10 protein-coding genes are annotated in these 18,277 nt (G+C 69.7%); 5 read left to right on the forward strand and 5 right to left on the reverse strand.

What is annotated here, in order from left to right; translation table 11 throughout:
- Window positions 1–17: 17 nt before the first annotated feature.
- From LAJ50_RS04850 to LAJ50_RS04865, 4 genes are read right to left on the reverse strand one after another with little or no spacing between them, the layout of a single operon-like run.
- The gene (locus tag LAJ50_RS04850) at window positions 18–875 is read right to left on the reverse strand and encodes a sugar phosphate isomerase/epimerase (protein ID WP_138652215.1); all 858 of its coding nucleotides are present in this window, start codon (window positions 873–875) and stop codon (window positions 18–20) included.
- A 43-nt stretch (window positions 876–918) separates the two neighbouring features.
- A complete protein-coding gene (locus LAJ50_RS04855) occupies window positions 919–2,046 on the reverse strand; it encodes a Gfo/Idh/MocA family oxidoreductase (protein ID WP_138652213.1) in 1,128 nt (375 codons plus the stop codon).
- A gap of 13 nt (window positions 2,047–2,059) precedes the next feature.
- A complete protein-coding gene (locus LAJ50_RS04860) occupies window positions 2,060–3,280 on the reverse strand; it encodes a nucleoside permease (RefSeq protein ID WP_130550793.1) in 1,221 nt (406 codons plus the stop codon).
- A 27-nt stretch (window positions 3,281–3,307) separates the two neighbouring features.
- Complete coding sequence (locus tag LAJ50_RS04865) at window positions 3,308–4,360, reverse strand: sugar phosphate isomerase/epimerase family protein (RefSeq protein WP_130550794.1); 1,053 nt, start codon at window positions 4,358–4,360, stop codon at window positions 3,308–3,310.
- 147 nt (window positions 4,361–4,507) lie between these two features.
- Between LAJ50_RS04865 and LAJ50_RS04870 the strand changes: the two genes are divergently transcribed.
- Window positions 4,508–5,512 (forward strand): LacI family DNA-binding transcriptional regulator, encoded by a 1,005-nt coding sequence (locus LAJ50_RS04870; protein ID WP_138652211.1) that lies wholly within the window; start codon window positions 4,508–4,510, stop codon window positions 5,510–5,512.
- 245 nt (window positions 5,513–5,757) lie between these two features.
- On the opposite strand, the gene LAJ50_RS04875 is transcribed toward LAJ50_RS04870, so the two are convergent.
- A complete protein-coding gene (locus LAJ50_RS04875) occupies window positions 5,758–8,241 on the reverse strand; it encodes a GH92 family glycosyl hydrolase (protein WP_138652209.1) in 2,484 nt (827 codons plus the stop codon).
- Between the two features lie 351 nt (window positions 8,242–8,592).
- Here LAJ50_RS04875 and LAJ50_RS04880 point away from each other — a divergent pair, with 351 nt between their 5' ends.
- The 4 genes from LAJ50_RS04880 to LAJ50_RS04895 all read left to right on the forward strand — a co-directional run bounded on the left by LAJ50_RS04880 (window position 8,593) and on the right by LAJ50_RS04895 (window position 18,232).
- A complete protein-coding gene (locus LAJ50_RS04880; protein ID WP_138652207.1) occupies window positions 8,593–9,642 on the forward strand; it encodes a LacI family DNA-binding transcriptional regulator in 1,050 nt (349 codons plus the stop codon).
- Window positions 9,643–10,440: 798 nt separating this feature from the next.
- Window positions 10,441–13,488, forward strand: a complete 3,048-nt coding sequence (locus LAJ50_RS04885) for a TonB-dependent receptor (RefSeq protein WP_224096543.1) — start codon at window positions 10,441–10,443, stop codon at window positions 13,486–13,488.
- Window positions 13,489–14,033: 545 nt separating this feature from the next.
- Entirely contained in the window at window positions 14,034–15,551 is a 1,518-nt protein-coding gene (locus LAJ50_RS04890) for a tryptophan halogenase family protein (RefSeq protein ID WP_138652203.1), read from the forward strand.
- Window positions 15,552–15,646: 95 nt separating this feature from the next.
- Window positions 15,647–18,232, forward strand: coding sequence for a glycoside hydrolase family 2 protein (locus tag LAJ50_RS04895; RefSeq protein WP_138652239.1), 2,586 nt, complete (start codon window positions 15,647–15,649; stop codon window positions 18,230–18,232).
- Window positions 18,233–18,277 lie beyond the last annotated feature (45 nt).

Raw genomic sequence — 18,277 nt, forward strand, 5'->3', positions numbered from 1 at the left:
CGTCCGCGTGCCGCGCCTCAGCGCTTCACGTCGGCCGGCAGATGCTCGACCAGATAGGCCGCGCCAGCCTTGACCACGGCGGCCGGGTCGCGCGGATTGTCGTGCTCGATGATGTACCACTTGACCCCGGCGCGATCGGCGGCCGGCAGGATCGCCTTCCAGTCCAGCACGCCATGGCCGACCGCGGCGAAGCCGCTCTCGTCGGCGGCCTGACCCTTCGGCGCATTGTCCTTGGCATGCACCGCGTACAGACGGCCCTTGAGCTTGCCCAGGTACACCACCGGGTCGTTGCCCGAACGGGCCACCCAGGCCAGATCCAGCTCGGACTTCAGCGCCGGGCCGGCGCCTTCGAGCAGCAGCTCCAGGCCGGTCTTGTCCCCGAACCGGGCGAACTCGAAATCGTGGTTGTGGTACGCCAGCGTCATGCCCTGCGCCTTGAGCGTGCCCGCCAGTTGGCCCAGTTCCTTGCCCAGCGCGGTCCAGCCCGCGGCGTCCTTCGGCCGCTCGGCATCGCCCAGGTAGGGCACGACCAGCACGCGGTTGCCGACGGCCTTGTTGAAGGCGACCACGCCGGCCAGATCCTTGCGCAGGTCGGCCAGCTGCACGTGCGAGGAAGTGACGATGATCCCGTACTTGTCCAGCAGGGCCTTGAGCTGCGGCGCGGTGGTGTCCTGCGTGCCCACGGTTTCCACCGCGGTGATGCCGGCGTCGTGGACCAGCTTGAGCCGGTCTTCCAGCGAGGGGATGTTGCGCAGCGAGTACATCTGCACGGCGATGGGCAGCTGCGCGGCGGTGCGCTCCTTGGCCAGTGCGGGAAGCGCTGCGCAGAGCAGCAGGGCGGTGGCCGCGAGGCGGCGGGGCAGGGTGAGCGTCATGGGTCCTCCCGGAGATTCGACGATCGAGAATGGCGGCGCGGGGTCACGCGCCGATGGATGTCCAGGCGCGCGCGCGCGCCGAGGCGATCACGCCTTCGACGATGCGCGCCGAGCGCAGGCCGTCGGCGAAGGTCGGCAGGCCCTCGGGCGTCTGCCCGGCGATGGCGCGGTAAGTGTCGGCGACGAAGGATTCGAAGCACTGCGCATAGCCCTGCGCATGGCCGGGTGGCAGCGAGGAGAGACGGCGCTGCTCGGCGCTGCCCGCGCCCGGCCCGCGCACGAAGATCTCCTCGCGCTGATCGGGCCGACCGATCCACAGGCGCTCGCAGTCCTCCTGGTCGAAGGCCACGGCGGCCTTGGCGCCGTCGATCTCGAACCACAGCCGGTTGTGGCGGCCGGCCGAGACCTGGCTCACCGTCAGCGTGGCCAGCGTGCCGCGCGTGGTCTTGAACAGCGCCGCGGCCACGTCCTCGCTGGACACCGCCTGCAGCGCGCCGCCGGCGGCCGGCGTGGCGAAGCTCTCGCCGGTGCTCGCGCCGCGCTCGGTGATGACGGTCTCGAAGGCCGCGCTCACCTCGGCGAAGCGCTCGCCGCCGATCCATTCCACCAGGTCGCACCAGTGCGAGCCGATGTCGGCGAAGGCGCGCGACGCGCCGCCCAGCCTGGGGTCCACGCGCCAGTTGTTGCTGGCCGGATCCAGCAGCCAGTCCTGCAGATAGCTGCCGTGGATCAGGCGCAGCGGCCCCAGCTCGCCGTCGGCGATGCGGGCGCGGGCCTCGCGCACCACCGGGTGGTAGCGATAGACGAAGGGCACGGTGGCCACCAGCCCGGTGGCGGCGGCCAGATCGGCCAGCGCCTGGGCGTCCTGCAGCGTGGTGGCCAGCGGTTTTTCGCAGATCACGTGGCGGCCGGATTCCAGCGCGGCCTGTGCCATCGGCCGGTGCAGATGATTGGGCGTGCACACGTGCACCACCCGCACCTGCGGGTCGGCCAGGGCCTCGTCCAGGTCACGGTAGGCGCGCGGCAGGTTCCAGGCGCGCGCGGCCTCCTCGCCGCGGGCCGGCGAGGAGCCGACCACGCCGCGGACCTGCGCGCCGGCCAACAGCGCGGCGCGGCGATGCACCGCGCCGATCATGCCGGTGCCGACGATGACGATGCCAAGCGGGCTCATGCGACAGCGCTCCTCAAGGCGTGGCCGAGGCGACGGCGGCCTTGGCCGGCCGATCGCGGAACAGCAGCAGGAAGGCGATCAGCACCACCAGCGCCACGCCGGCCGGGAACAGCCAGATGCTCTGCCAGTCGCGTCCCGCGGCGGTCGTGTAGTGCTCGACCACCGCGCCGGACAGGAAGGTGCCGATCAGCATGCCCACGCCATAGGTGGCCAGGGTGATGAAGCCCTGCGCGCTGCTGCGGAAGGCCGGGCCGGCATGGGCATCGGTATAGATCTGCCCGGTGACGAAGAAGAAGTCGTAGCAGATGCCGTGCAGCACGATGCCGATCACCAGCAGCGCGAAGCCGCCGCCGGCGTCGCCATAGGCAAACAGCGCGTAGCGCGCCACCCAGGCGGCCATGCCCAGCGCCAGCATGGTCTTGACTCCCAGCCGCGCGAACAGGAACGGCATGGCCAGCATCAGCAGCACTTCGGATACCTGGCCCAGCGACTGCAGCCCTGCCGCGCCGCGCACGCCCAGGTCGTTGAGATAGGGGTTGGTGAAGTTGTAGTAGAACGACAGCGGGATGCAGATGGCGATCGAGGCCAGGAAGAACACCAGGTACGAGCGCGACTTCAACAGCCCCAGCGCATCCAGGCCGATCATCTTGCCCAGGCTGGCGTTGCGCTGCTGCTCCAGCGGCGGGGTGTGCGGCAGGGTGAGGGCGTACAGGCCCAGCAGCAGCGAGGCCAGCGCGGCCATGCGGAAGGTCAGCTCCAGGCGGTGCGCCTGTTCCCAGCCCAGCCAGCCGATCAGCACGCCGGCCACGATCCAGCCGACGCTGCCGGCCACGCGCACCGGCGGGAACTGCTTCTCGGGTACTTGCATGTGGCGCATGGCGATGCTGTTGGCCAGCGCCAGGGTGGGCATGAACAGCAGCATGTAGCCCATCACGCAGGCGGCGAAGGTGTCGAACGTGGTCGCCACCGAGGCCCCCCACATCAGCGCCGCGCCGGCCAGGTGCAGTACGGCCAGGATGCGCTGGGCGGCGAAGTAGCGATCGGCGATCAGCCCCACCAGGAAGGGCGCGACGATCGCGCCGATCGACTGGCTCAGGAAAGCCGTGGCGACCTGGCCCGCGCTGGCCTGCAGCGGGCCCTGAACCAGATAGGTGCCCAGGGTCACGAACCACGCGCCCCAGATGAAGAACTGCAGGAACATCATCGCGCCGAGGCGCGACAGGATGGACGTCATGACTTCCCCTCCCAGGTCAGTGGTGTCTTAGAGCCCCAGCAAACCGCGCAGCGCTTCCGGGCTGGCGCCGCTGCCGGCGAAATCGTCGAAGGCGTGTTCGGTCACGCGGATGATGTGGTCGCGAATGAAGGGCGCGCCTTCGCGCGCGCCGTCCTCGGGGTGCTTGAGGCAGCACTCCCATTCCAGCACCGCCCATCCGGGGAAATCGTACTGGGCGAACTTGGAGAAGATCGCCTTGAAGTCGATCTGCCCATCGCCCAGCGAGCGGAAACGCCCGGGCCGGTCGATCCAGTCCTGGTAGCCGGCGTACACGCCGCTGCGCGCGCTGGGGCGGAACTCGGCGTCCTTGACGTGGAAGATGCCGATGCGCGCGTGGTAGCGGTCGATGAAGCCCAGGTAGTCCATCTGCTGCAGCAGCAGGTGGCTGGGGTCGTAGAGGATCTTGGCGCGCGGGTGGTGGTCGACCACCTCGAGGAAGCGCTCGAAGGTGGCGCCGTCGTGCAGGTCCTCGCCGGGGTGGATCTCGAAGCACAGGTCCACATCGCAGGCGTCGAACGCATCCAGGATCGGCCGCCAGCGGCGGCCGAGTTCGGCGAAGGCCTCATCGACCAGGCCGGCCGGGCGCTGCGGCCAGGGGTAGAAGTACGGCCAGGCCAGGGCGCCGGAGAAGGTGGCGTGGGCCTTGAGGCCCAGGCGCTGGCTGGCCTTGGCCGCCAGCTTGAGTTGTTCGACCGCCCAGGCCTGGCGTGCGGGCGGGTTGCCGCGCAGCGACTCCGGCGCGAAGCCGTCGAACAGTGTGTCGTAGGCCGGATGCACCGCGACCAGCTGACCCTGCAGATGGGTCGACAGCTCGGTGACCTGCACGCCGTGGCCGGCCAGCATGCCGGCCAGATCGTCGCAGTAGTCCTGGCTCTCGGCCGCCTTGGCCAGGTCGAAGATGTGCGGTGCGCTGGTCGGCACCTGCACCCCGCGGTAGCCCAGGCCTGCGGCCCATTGCGCCAGCGTGTCCAACCGGTTGAATGGCGCGGTGTCGCCGATGAACTGCGCCAGGAACAGCGCCGGGCCCTTGAGCGTTCGCATGCTTTGCGTTCTTGATGCAATCGATTGCACGATCCTAGCATGGCGTCGTGGCCGCGCACGTTGTGCATTGCACCGCGCGGCCGCACCGCCAGGGTACCGCTGCCCGCGGCGTAGCCATGGCCACCAAGGACGTGACACGCTTGCCCCATGCCGACCATCTACGACATTGCCAAGCACGCGGGCGTTTCGGCCGGCACGGTCTCGCGCGCGCTGTCGCGGCCGGAGAAGGTGCTGCCGGAAACGCGTGCGCGCATCGAGCGCGCCGTGGCCACGCTGGGCTATGTGCCCAACGCGGCCGCGCGCACGCTCAAGACCCAGCGCACCGGCAAGATCCTGGTCACCGTGCCGGACATCGCCAATCCGTTCTTCGCCCAGATCCTGCAGGGCGCCGAGGACGCCGCGCAGGCGGCCGGCTATGCGGTGCTGCTGGGCGATACCCAGCAGCAGCCGGCGCGCGAAGAGCGGTATGCGCAGATGCTGCGCCGGAACGAGGCCGACGGGCTGATCGTGCTCGGCCACCGGCTGCCGCCGACGGCGCGGCAGATCGTCAAGCAGCTGGGCGCCGCGGCGCCGGTGGTCAATGGCTGCGAGTTCGACCCGGCGCTGGGCATCCCCAGCGTGCACATCGACAACGCCGCCGCCGCGTGCGCGGCGATGGCGCATCTCTATGCGCTGGGCCACGAACGCATCGCCGTGGTCGGCGGCCCGCCGGACAACCCGCTGCACCAGCAGCGGCTGCAGGGCGTGCGCGCGGCGGCCAGGGCGCGCGGCCGGATGCGCCAGCTGCGGCTGGTGCCGGGGGACTTCTCGGTGGAGTCGGGGCATGCCGCGGCCAGCGCCTGGCTGGGCACCGACGATGCGCCGACCGCGGCGTTCTGCTTCAGCGACCAGTCGGCGCTGGGCGTGCTGGCGGCCTGCCGCGAACGCGGCCTACGCGTGCCGCGCGATCTCTCGGTGGTCGGCTTCGACGACCTGGCCTCATCGCGCTATCTCACCCCGCCGCTGACCACGGTGGCCCAGCCGATGCGCGAGATCGGCGTGCGCGCGGTGCAGCTGCTGCTGGACATCCTCGCCACGGCCAACGTGCCGCTGCAGCAGACGCTGACCTTCGAACTGATGCTGCGCGGTTCGACCGCCGCACCGAAGGCATAAGCACTGCGGTGCCATCGCGCCGCTGACCGCCGCCGCTGAAAAATCCCCTGCGTTATCTCCACGAAGGCGAAATCCGCCTTCCCTTTCGCGCAGCGAAGGGGGAGGCCGGGAGGGGCGTTTTGCTTTGGCTTTGCCGCGAAGAGCGACCCCTCCCCCTCAGTCGCTAGCCGCGACTTCGAGCTCCCCTTGGCCTACGGCCAAAGTGAGGGGGCAGGGCGCGGGCCGCTTCGAGACCGCTGGCGTTCTTAGACCGGGCAGGACGCCGCTGGCGCGGCATCGGCGGCGGTGCCCCAGCCCTGCGGGTCGGGCTGCGTGCCCAGGGTGTAGTCCAGCGTGCCGCCCTGTCTGAGCGTGTCCACGTCCATCCATACCGCCGACTGCGGCTTGCCGTTGAAGCGCACGCCCTGCACGTAGCGCGGGCCGGCCTGCGGTGCGGCGTTGCCGCGCACGGTCAGGGTGCGGCCGTTGCCCAGGTCGATGCGCGCGCGGGTGAAGCGCGGCGGATGCAGCAGCATCTGGCCGGTACCCGGCATCAGCGGCGAGAAGCCCAGCGTGCTGAACAGATAGAACGCCGACATCGTGCCCAGATCGTCGTTGCCGGTCACGCCGTTGGGCGCGTTGGTGAACAAGGTCTGCACGGAGGACAGCACCGTGGCCGTCTTCCACGGCTGGCCGATCAGGCTGTACAGCGCCGGCACGTGCATGGTCGGCTCGTTGTTGGGGTTGTAGCGGTACTGGCCGTAGTAGCTGTAGGGCCCGCCGACCCAGGCCTTGCGCGCCGCGCCCTGCGGATCGGCCACGAGCTGGTCGTAGGCGAAGAAGTCGTCCAGCCGCTTGCCCATCGCCTCGCGTCCGCCCATCGCCGTGGCCAGGCCCGGGATGTCCTGCGGCACCAGCCACTGGTACTGCCACGCCGTGCCTTCATGAAAGCCGTAGTGCGAGCGCGGGTCGTAGGTGCCGGTGGGCGGGGTGAACCATTGGCCGTCGGCCAGCCGCGGCCGCGGGAAGCCTTGGTAGCCCGAGGCCTGCTCGTGCAGGTCCGCATCCCAGACCTTGTGCCAGTTGCCGCCGCGCGTGCGCAGCGCGGCCGCGTCGTCGCCATGGCCCAGCGCGCCGGCCATCAGCGACAGCGCACAGTCGCCCAGCGCGTACTCCAGCGTGGCCGAGCCGCCGTTCTGCGGATCCACGTCCATGCCCTTGGCCGGGAAGGTGCGGTCGAAGAACACGAAGCCGTTCTGCAGGTAGTTGACGTTGCCCGCGCGCCCCTCGTGGCGCGAGGCCAGCGGCGGCACGCCCCAGGCGTTCTTGCGCAGCGCGGCCCACGCCTGCGGCTCCAGGCCCTTGAGCGCGCCGTAGCGCCACAGGTCGACCAGGAAGGGCGTGACCGGATCGCCGGTCATGGTGTTGGTGTCGAAGTTGGCGTAGCCCCAGCGCGGCAGCCAGCCGCCCTGCGCGTCGATGGCCAGCAGCGAGCGGCCGATGTCGCGCGCGCGCTGCGGCTCGATCAGCGACAGCAGCTGGTTCTGCGAGCGGTAGGTGTCCCACAGCGAGAAGAACTCGTAATAGGTCCAGTCCTTGGCCTCGTGGATCGCGTCGTCGTAGCCGCGGTAGCGGCCGTCGGCGTCGTTGCCGGTCATCGGTTGCAGCAGCGCGTGGTAGAGCGCGGTGTAGAACACGGCGCGGTCGTCCTTGCTGCCGCCGTCGATGCGGACCTTGGACAGCGCCTGCTGCCACAGCGCACGCGCGTCGCGGCGCATCGGCTCGAAGGCGCGCAGCTTGCCGCTCTGCATGCCGTCGGCGCGCAGGTTGACGCGCGCGCCCTCGGCATCGACGTGCGAGATCGAGGTGATCGCGGTGACCTGCTTGTTCTTGCTGGTGTCGAAGCTGACCCAGGCGCCGTTGAGCGGCTCGTACTCGCTCTCCATACTGTCGCGCGCGCCCGGCGTGCCGCCGGCCTGGCCCCACACGCCGAAGGCCTTGAACGGGCGGTCGTATTCGATGCGGAACCAGGTCGCGTACTGGTGTCCGCCGCAGAAGCTCAGCGTGGTGATCTTGCCTTCGACCACGCGGTCGCCGACCACATGCACCTGGCTGCCGATCACGCGATGCTTCTGGTTGGCCTGGCCGACGTTGATCAGCACGTGGCCTTCGCCGGCGGCGGCCGGGTAGGTGTAACGCTCGCCCGAGGCGCGGGTCAGGGCGGTGGTCTCCACCTCGATGCCGCCGTAGTCGGTCAGGCGCACGCGGTAGTCGCCGGCCTGGCCGGTCGAGCCGGCCTGCGTGTAGCGCGCGCCGTACTTGGTCTGGTCGAAGACGTCGTGCTTGGACGTGTCGAAGTCGCCGCCGGGGCCGATGCGGCCGGTCACCGGCAGCACCGAGACCTGGCCGCCCTGTTCCCAGCAGCCGGCGCCGGAGATGAAGGAATGGCCGAAGCCGCGGATGCGCTCGTCGCCGTCGCGCCAGCCGGCGTAGTGCGAGCCGATCGGGCTGACCTGGATCATGCCGAACGGCGCGGCGGCGCCGGGGAAGGTGTTGCCCTCGTCGCGCGTGCCGATGAAGGTGTTGACCTGCGCGGCCAGGTCGTCGCCGGCGGCGCGCGCCAGCGTGCCGGTGACGGGCAGCGCCAGTAGCAGGGCCACGCAGGCGGCACGGCGGCCGTGGCGCGGCAGGGCGCGGTCTCGCGCATTGGAGGCGGCGGCCGGCAGTGGCGCGCGGGTGGGGTGGTCCATCGTGCTTCCCTCGTGATCGATGCAATGGCGGCGCGCCGCGGCAAGTCGTCCGGCCAGGCGTTCGCCGGATTTAGAACGATCCAAATCGACATTTCAAGCCGATTCCACTCCAGGCGACGCAAATGTCAGCCACGCCCGCGAAAACCCGCGAACGCGCCGCGTGCCATGCCGCGACGATGCTGCGGATGCACATGGATCCAGCGCGATGCCTGGCGTTGGCGCGCCATCGGCCGCAGGCAATGCGGCGCGCGCGCCATCGCGGCCAGGCGCCAGCGACTTGCGGCCGGCACCGGCCATCGCGCAGCATGGCCGCCGCTGGGCCGTTCCAGCCAGGCCCAGGGCATGCGACACATGGCCGATACCCCCCGCAGGATCACGCTCAACGACATCGCCCATGCCTGCGGGGTGTCGCGCGCGACCGTCTCGCTCGTCCTGCGCAGCAGCCCGCTGGTGCATGCCGACACGCGCGAGCGGGTCGAGGCCGAGATGCGCCGCCAGGGCTATGTCTACAACCGCGCCGCGGCCAACCTGCGCCAGCGCGTGTCCACCGCGGTGGCACTGGTGGTCAACGACCTGGCCAACCCCTTCTTCGCCGAGTTCGCCGCCGGCGTGGACGAGGCGCTGGGTGCCAAGGGCTACGTCACGCTGCTGGGCAGCAGCGGCGAATCGGCGCAGCGCCAGCGCCAGGTGCTGGGCTCGCTGATGGAGCACAACCCGGCCGGCGTGATCCTTTCGCCGGCCGAGGGCAGCGCCTTCGCCGACCTGGAGACGGTGATCGGCCGCCACACGCCGCTGCTGGTGTTCAACCGCGAGGTGGCCGGCAGCGCCTCCAAGGGGTTCCTCTACGATTTCATCGGCCTGGACAACCGCGCCGGCGCGCGCGCGGCGACCGAGCTGCTGCTGGCGCAGGGGCATCGCCGCATCGCCTTCTATGGTGGACATGCCGACTCGAGCTCGTGCCGCCAACGCCGCGCCGGCTATCGCGAGGCCATGACCGCGGCCGGGCTGGATGTGCCGGACGCGTGGATGATCGAGACCGCGCCAACGCGGCTGGAGGGCAACGCCCGCGCCGGCCTGCTGTTCGCCGACGGCGCCGCGCCGACCGCCGCGGTCTGCTACAACGACGCGGTCGCGCTGGGACTGATGCTGGGCCTGGTGCGCGAAGGGCGCCAGCCGGGCGTGGACTTCGCGGTGACCGGGTTCGACGATATCCCCGAGGCGGCGGTCGGCGTGCCGCCGCTGACCACCATCAGCACCGATCCGCGCGAGCGCGGCCGCCAGGCCGCGGCGATGGTGATCGAACGCGCCGCCAGCCCCGGCATGGCACGCCGCACCAGCGTCGTGCCGGCGTTGTTGACCCAGCGTGCGAGTACATACGGCAAGGCGAAGGCGCGGCGCTAAAACAGGGCGTGCGTGATCGCCACTGGCGATGTGCGTTGCCTTCAACGATTCGAATATGCGCGCAGGCGCCTCTTCCCGCGGACGGCAGCCGCGACCACACGCACTTGCGCATCGACCGCAGCGGATGCACTTGCAAAGCGCTCCGCACTTGTGGAGATGACAGTCGCTGCGCGATGCGCTTGGTGGGAGCCGCCGTGGCGGCGATGAGGCTTTATCTGTAGAGCCCCATCGCCGCCATTGGCCAAAAAGCCACAAGGGCGGCTCCCACTTGTAGAGCGGAGCTTGCTCCGCTGCGTTTCGGCCGGATCGTCGGGAAGCCCCAGGGGAGCAAGCTCGCTCTACAAGGAGGCTGCGATTCGATCCGAGAGACGGTGGCTCCCACAGGGAGCTCCGGCGCCACCGCCGGGCCTGCGCGACATGCGCGTGATGCACGCCTCTCGAAGGAAACCCACGCACCGCGGACATGGCAGCGTTTTCAGACAGTGCGCCTGTCCCACGTTCGCTGCAGGGCAGCATGCCTTTTCGGAAACGGCGTGATATTTCTACGCCGCGCCAGTTAGATCGATCCAAATGCGGGTTTCATGAACGGGCCATCGCCATGGCCTGGCGGCCCCGTCGTGGATGCGATCGCCTGGTACACGCCACCGTCGTGAAGTTCATTAACGAGAGAGAGACGCAATGAACGACAGCTCATTCCCCAGGCGCCAGCTGCTGGCGCTTGCCATCGCCGCCAGCTGCGCGGCGGTTTCCGCGCCAGGCCGGGCCCAGCAGGCCGCCACGCCCGCGCCCGCCAATGCCATGCCCGCCAATGCGCCACAGACCGATGCACCGCAGCAGGCGACCGACCTGGACAAGGTCACCGTCACCGGCTACCGCTATTCGATCGAGCAGAGCCTGGACCAGAAGCGCGAGGCCAACGCGGTGGTCGAAGTGGTCACCGCCGAGGACGTGGGCAAGTTCCCCGACAAGAACGTGGCCGACGCGCTGCAGCGCGTGCCCGGCGTAATCATCACCCGCGACGGTGGCGAGGGTAAGAACGTCAGCGTGCGCGGCCTGTCCTCCGAGCTGACCCTGACCGAGCTCAACGGCAACTACGTGGCCAGCGCCGAGACCAACGGGGATCCCACCCGTTCGTTCAATTACACGCTGCTGCCCTCGAACATGCTCTCCAGCGCCGAGCTGTTCAAGACGCCCGAGGCGCGCCTGGACGAAGGCGGCATCGGCGGCACGGTGATCCTGCACACGCGCCGTCCGCTGGAGCAGGAGGCCAACACCGGCTTCGTCTCGGCCGAAGGCACCTGGGCCGACACCACCAAGAAGACCGACGGGCAGTTCTCCGGCTCGTACTCCTGGCACGACAAGGATGATCGCTTCGGCGTCTTCGTCGGCTACACCCAGCAGAAGCGCACCGTGCGCACCCTGGGCGTGGATACCAGCGCCTGGAACTGGTACAGCGACGACAACGAGGCCCACCCGGCGACCGACGTCAACGGCAAGCCGTCGAACTTCGACAGCTACTGGTGGGGCGAGTCGGGCTTCTACGACCAGAACGGCAAGTACTACACGAACTTCATGATGCCCAACGTCGTGAACTTCAAGTCGGAGAAGGAGGAGCGCGAGCGCAAGGGCGGGCAGATCACGCTGCAGTTCAAGCCGACCGACGATCTGACCTTCACCGCCAACTACTTCCGGTTCGACATGGACCGGGATTCGCAGACCAACACCTTGTCGGTGCCGGAGTGGAACCTGGCCCGCTACTCGGGCGACGGCAACTGGCCGGGCGGACGCCTGCTGGACGGGCTGACCCTGGACCCCAGCGGCACGGTGGTCACCGGCGCGCGGTACGGCGTGCACCCGAACAAGACCTATTACTGCAGCGAGGCCGCCGCCGCGGCCGGCGGCATGCCGCCCGGCGGCTGGGGCCCGGACGACTGCACGATTCCCACGCCGTGGCTGACCGGTTCCTACAACCGCGAGAAGGCGCGCTCGCAGATGGCCGACTTCGAGCTGGCCTGGACCAGCGAGCGGTTGGACATCGCGGTCAAGGCCGGTCGCACCTGGGCCGATGGCGGCCCGCAGGTGCAGATGACCATGCCGGTCAAGCCGCGCCTGCCCACCACGGCCGGCAGCAACGGCACCACGGTCAACGGCACCGGCGCCTACACGCTGGGCAACTACTACACCGCCTGGGACCTGACCGGCACGCCGTCGCTGCAGGTTTCGCCCGAGCTGATGAACAACCTGCGCAACGGCATCGGCGAGATCGACCTGGGCTCGACCGGCTCGTCCTGGACGCGCAACAGCACCTGGCAGAAGTTCGCCCAGAGCGACTTCACCTGGCGCGGCGAGACCGGCAGCGTGCTGGACTCGATCCAGTTCGGCATGAAGTACCGCGACGGCGGCACCCGCCGCAGCACCGGCAACAACTACTGGGTCTGCCAGGGCGCCGATCCGTCCGACTACGACAGCCGCTTCCAGAACGGCTGCGACCCGGCGGCCTCGGTGTTCCAGTCGCAGTTCCTGTATCCGGAGCAGATCGGCAACATCGCCGGCGGGTTCAACACCAACGCCTTCCCGGCGATCAACTACCCGGCCTACATCGACTATCTCAACAAGACCTACGGACCGATGCAGACCCGGCAGGAAGACAACTTCGTCTTCAACGTCGGCGAGAAGATCTATTCGGCCTATCTGCAGGCCAACTTCCGCACCGAGCGCCTGCGCGGCAACATCGGCCTGCGCCTGGTGCACACCGACCAGCATGCCGATTCCACCGACCGGGTCGATTACTACAACGACTACTTCTTCGACGATGCGGCCGGCAATCCCGCGCCCTGCCTGCCGGGCAACCTGCCGGCGGCCGGCGCGCCGGCGGGCTCGGGCTGCGTCAGCGGCTTCACCACGCTGCCGGACAGCCAGACCAACCCGGCCAGCGGCCACATCTCCTCGTTCGTGGTCAGCTCGCTGGATCGCAGCTACGTGGACCGCCTGCCGAGCTTCAACATCGCCTACGACCTGACCGACAACCTGGTCCTGCGCGGCGCGGCGTCCAAGGTGATGGCGCGCCCGAGCTACGGCGACATCGCCGCGCCCGGTGGCCTGCAGTACTACAGCCAGGAATACGTCAACGACCGGCGCCTGATCGGCGGCGGCGACGTGACCGGCTGGTACGGCTCGGGCAGCAACAAGGCGCTGGAGCCGTACAAGGCCAACCAGTACGACCTGGGCCTGGAGTGGTACTTCCATCCGGGTTCGGTCGCCGGCGTCGGCCTGTTCCGCAAGGAGGTGAGCAACTTCCTGCTGCCGGTGGTCCAGGACGTCACCCAGAACATCGGCGGGCAGAGCGTGGTGGTGCAGAACTACTCCACTACCGCCAGCGGCCGTGACGCGGTGTCCGAGGGCGTGGAGGTCTATGCGCAGCACACCTTCGACTTCGGCCTGGGCCTGCAGTTCAACTACACGTACAACAAGACCAACGAGGCGCCGGTCACGCTGGAGGACGGCACCGAGATCGGCAAGTCGCCCCTGGTGGGCAGCGCCAAGAACCAGACCAACCTGACGGTGTTCTACGAAACCGAGAAGCTGCTGCTGCGCGCCTCCTACAACCGGCGCGGGCAGGTGGTCGATGGCCTGGTCAGCGGTCTGAACGTGTACGAGGAGCCGTATCAGCAGATCGACCTCAACGCGGCCTACAACTTCACGCCGGCCTTCAGCCTGACCGCTTCGATCCTCAACCTGACCAAGGAAGAGACGCGCACCTACCTGGGCAACGACACCAAGGCGCGCTTCGACTCCAACGGTTATGCCGGCCGGATCGCGTTCCTGGGCCTGACCTACAAGTTCTGATGCGGGACTCCCCGCGCCTCTCCCCGGGGGCGCGGGGCTTTTTTTGGTTTTCTCCGGATTGAGGAATCTTGGTTTTGGGCGTTGCGGCTTCCTTCGGAGGGCGGATTCTCCGGCTTCGGAAGGGCGGCGGTCCGGCGGGCGGTGTCCGCTTGTCCCTCGATCAGGGCATCCTGCCCTGACTCGGGCGCTCGGCGTCCTGCCTCGCTCGTCGCTGCCACCGCCCGCCGGCCCGCTGCCTCGCGGGTCAAGTCACAGGGTTTCGTTTCGCACCTTCGTTCGAGGCCCCTGTCCTTGCGCAGAACGCGATCAGTGACGGGGGAGTGTCGACTTGAGGCCCCCTCCCTTGCGCGTAGCACAGGGGAGGGGTCGGGCTTTCCCAGGCAAGCCACCGAAGCAAGAGCACCCCACCCCGACCCTCCCCTTCGCCTGCGGCGAAAGGGAGGGGGCAAGGCGCTTGGGCGCACGTCCGCCTAGGCCGGCGAAGAGGCCCGCTTCTTCGAGCATGATGCGGAACAGTGTCTACAGCATCGCCAACGGATACACGCATGGGTGACAACCGCATCGACAGCGTGGTGGTGGTCGGCGGCGGCAGCGCCGGCTGGATGGCCGCCGCGGCGCTGGCCACGTACCTGGGCCGGCAGGCGCGCGTGCGCCTGGTGGAGTCCGAACAGATCGGCATCGTCGGCGTGGGCGAGGCCAGCGTGCCGCACATGCGCACCTTCAACGCGCAGGTGCTGGGCCTGGACGAGCGCGAGTTCGCCCAGCGCACGCAGGCCACGGCCAAGCTCGGCATCGCCTTCGAGGATTGGGGCCGCATCGGCGAGCGCTATGTGCATGGCTTCGGCACGATCGGCCAGTCCAGGGGGCCGCTGCCGTTCCACCAGTTCTGGCTCAAGCAGTTCCTGGCCGGACGCGCCGGGCCGATCGGGGCGTATTCGCTGCAGACGGTGATGGCGCCGCTGGAGCGCTTCATCCCCGGTATGCCGGATGCGCCGTCCGGCTCGCCGCTGGCCGACATCGCCTATGCCTATCACTTCGATGCCGGGCTGTATGCCCAGTACCTGCGCCAGGTGTCCGAGGCGCGTGGCGTGGAGCGCATCGAGGGCCGCATCGTGCAGGTGCACCAGCATCCCGAGACCGGCCATGTGACCTCGCTCGTGCTGGACGGCGGGCGGCAGGTGGAGGGGGAGTTGTTCGTCGATTGTTCGGGCTTCGTCGGCCTGCTGATCGAACAGACCCTGCAGGCCGGCTACGTCGACTGGTCGCAGTGGCTGCGCTGCGATCGCGCGCTGGCCGTGCCATGTGTACGCAGCGGGCCGATCGCGCCCTACACGCGCGCCACCGCGCGCGGCGCCGGCTGGCAGTGGCGCATCCCGCTGCAGCACCGCACCGGCAACGGCTACGTATATTCCAGTGCGTACGTGGACGACGACCAGGCCGCCGCCACGCTGCTGGCACATCTGGACGGCGCGCCGCAGGGACAGCCGCGCCAGCTGCGCTTCACCACCGGCATGCGTCGCAGGTTCTGGCAGGGCAACGTGGTGGCGCTGGGGCTGGCGGCGGGGTTCCTGGAGCCGCTGGAATCGACCAGCCTGTACCTGGCCCAGTCCGGCATCAGCCGGCTGCTGGCGCTGTTCCCCACGCGCGACTTCGATCCACTGCTGGCGCGGCGCTACAACCGCGAGTCGGCGTTCGAGTACGAACGCGTCCGGGATTTTCTGATCCTGCACTACCACGCCACCACGCGCGAGGACACGCCGTTCTGGCGCGACTGCCGGGCGATGGAGATTCCGGAGAGCCTGCGCGAGGCGATGGACCTGTTCGCCGCCGACGGGCGCTACTTCCGCAACGGCGAGGATTTCTTCGCGCTGCCCAGCTGGGTGCAGGTGATGCTGGGGCAGGGCATCGTGCCGCGCGGCTACCATCCGATCGTGGACGACATGCCGCAGGACGCGCTGGCCCGCTACGTCGAAGGCACGCGCGAGCGCCTGGCCGAAGCGGTGGCGGCGATGCCGACCCACCAGCAGTTCCTGGATCGTTACTGGAAGGCGGAAGCACCATGATCGAACGTGTAATGGCGAGCGCCCGGCCCGGGCTGCGGTGGTCGCGTGCCTGGCTGGCCGTGTTGCTCTGGCTGGTCGTCGCGCCCCTGCAGGCCATGAACGTGCAGGACCTGGGCGCCACGGGTCACTGGCAGCTGCGCCTGTTGCCTGGCAGCGCGCAGTCCGCGGCGCATCCGCGGTTCACCGCGTGGCAGGCGGCGCAGGTGCCGGGCACGGTGCATACCGATCTGTTCAGGGCCGGCCTGATCGCCGACCCGTACGTCGGCGCGCCGGAGGCCGGGCTGCAGTGGATCGGCCTGGGCGACTGGGAGTACCGCCTGGTGTTCGACGCCGATGCGGCCGCGCGCCAGGCCGCGCGCACCGAGCTGGTGTTCGACGGGCTGGACACCTTTGCCGAGGTGACGCTCAACGGCACGCGCGTGCTGCGGGCCGACAACGCCTTCCGCCAGTGGCGGGTGCCGGTGACCGGCCGGCTGCGCGCCACCGGCAACGAGTTGCGCGTGGTGCTGCGCTCGCCGATCGCCACGCTGCTGCCCAAGGTGCAGGCGATGCCGGTCAAGATCGCCGGCAACTATCCCTCGCCTTATGGCGATGAGCCGCGCGATGCGATGACGGCCAACTTCGTGCGCAAGCCCGGTTACCACTACGGCTGGGACTGGGGCCCGCGCTATGTCACCGCCGGCGTGTGGCAGCCGGTGCGGCTGGAGAGCTGGGAGGCGCTGCGGCTGGCGGACCTGCACCTGCGCCAGGACCAGGTCACCGAGCAGGTCGCCAGGCTCACCGCGCAGGCCACGCTGGAGGTGCAGCGCGCCGGCGACTACCAGGCCAGGCTGTGGCAGACCGCGCCGGACGGCACGCGCACGCTGGCCGCGCAGCAGCGCGTCGCGCTGGCGGCGGGCCAGGCGCAGCTCGCCCTGCCGGTGGAAGTCGCGCGGCCGGCGCGCTGGTACCCGGCCGGCTACGGCGCGCAGCCGCTGTACCGCTATACGCTCGAACTGCTCGATGGTCAGGGCCATGGCGTGGCGCAGGTCACGCGCCGCACCGGCCTGCGCAGCGTCGAGCTGCGCCGCGAGGCCGATGCCGGCGGGCGCAGCTTCGCATTCGTGATCAACGGCATCCCGGTGTTCGCCAAGGGCGCCAACGTCATTCCCTTCGACATGTTCGTGCCCAGGGTGACGCACGCGCAGCTGCGGCGCGTGCTGCAGTCGGCGGTGGACGCCAACATGAACATGGTCCGCAACTGGGGCGGCGGTTACTACGAGAGCGACGACTTCTTCGACATTGCCGACGAGCTGGGTTTGCTGGTGTGGCAGGACTTCATGTTCGGCGGCGGCATGCAGCCGGCCTACGATCCGGCGTTCCGCGCCAACGTGGTCGAGGAGGCGCGCCAGCAGGTCATCCGCCTGCGCAACCATCCCTCGCTGGTGCTGTGGTGCGGTAACAACGAAGAGGAGACCGCCTGGAAGTCCTGGGGCCAGGGCAAGGCGCTGAAGGAGGCCGATCCGGCCTTCGCCGAGCGCGTCTGGCAGGGCTATGTGCAGCTGTTCGGCACCGACCTGCGCGAGGTAGTGAGGCGCGAAGGCGGCGGCATCGCCTACTGGGCCAGCTCGCCCAGCGACGACCTGGCCGAGCAGGCCAACATCCCTTCCAGCGGCGACATGCACTACTGGGAGGTGTGGGGCAATCCGGCGCGGCCGCCGACCGCCTATCTCGACATCACCCCGCGCTTCATGTCCGAGTACGGGCTGCAGGCCTGGCCCGCGCTGCGCGCCATCGACGCGTTCGCCACCAGGGCCGAGCAGGGCATCGATACGCCGGTGATCCGCGCGCACCAGAAGTTCATGGCCGGCGAGGGCAATACCCGCCTGCTGCACTACATCGCGATGGAGTTCGGCCAGCCGCGCGATTTCCCCGGCTTCGTCCAGGCCAGCCAGGCGATGCAGGCCGAGGGCATCGCGCTGGCGGCGCTGCATCACCGCGCCAGCCGGCCGCACACGATGGGCTCGCTGTACTGGCAGCTCAACGATGTCTGGCCGGGCGCGTCGTGGTCCTCCATCGACTGGTTCGGGCGCTGGAAGGCGCTGCAGTTCCAGGCGCGGCGCTTCTTCGCACCGGTCACGGTGGCGGCGCTGCGCGCGCAGGGCGAGACCGAAGTGAGCGTGATCTCCGACCGCACCGCGCCGCGCACCGGCACCCTGCGCCTGCGGGTGATGGATCTGGACGGCAAGGTGCTGCGCGAGGAGCGCCGCACGCTGACGCTGGCGCCGCTGTCGGCCATGCGGGTGGCCCGCTACAGCGACGCGCAGCTGCTGGGGCAGGCCGATCCGGCGCGCACGGTGGCGGTGTTCGAGCTGCAGGTGCCGGGCGAACCGGATGCGCGCCAGGTGGTGTACTTCAAGCCGGCCTACGCGCTGGCCTGGTCGCGCGCCAAGGTGCAGGCGCGTTGGACGCAGGACGACCGCGGCCTGCGGCTGGAACTGTCCTCGCCGCAGCTGGCGCGCATGGCCTGGATCGACTTCGGCGCGCTGGACGCGGAGGTCTCGGACAACGCGCTGACCCTGCTGCCGGGTGAGCCGGTGGTGGTGCGCGTCGGCTCCGGCGCCGACCCGGCCGCGCTCAAGGCGGCGCTGCGCGTCACCAGCGTCGCCGACGTGGTGGGACCGGCGCCGAGCGCGCCGTAGGCCAGTATTCCCTGTGGGAGCCGCCATGGCGGCGATGAGGCGTTA

Origin of the sequence: Pseudoxanthomonas sp. X-1 (assembly GCF_020042665.1) — a bacterium.
In the GTDB taxonomy this organism is placed as follows: domain Bacteria; phylum Pseudomonadota; class Gammaproteobacteria; order Xanthomonadales; family Xanthomonadaceae; genus Pseudoxanthomonas_A; species Pseudoxanthomonas_A spadix_A.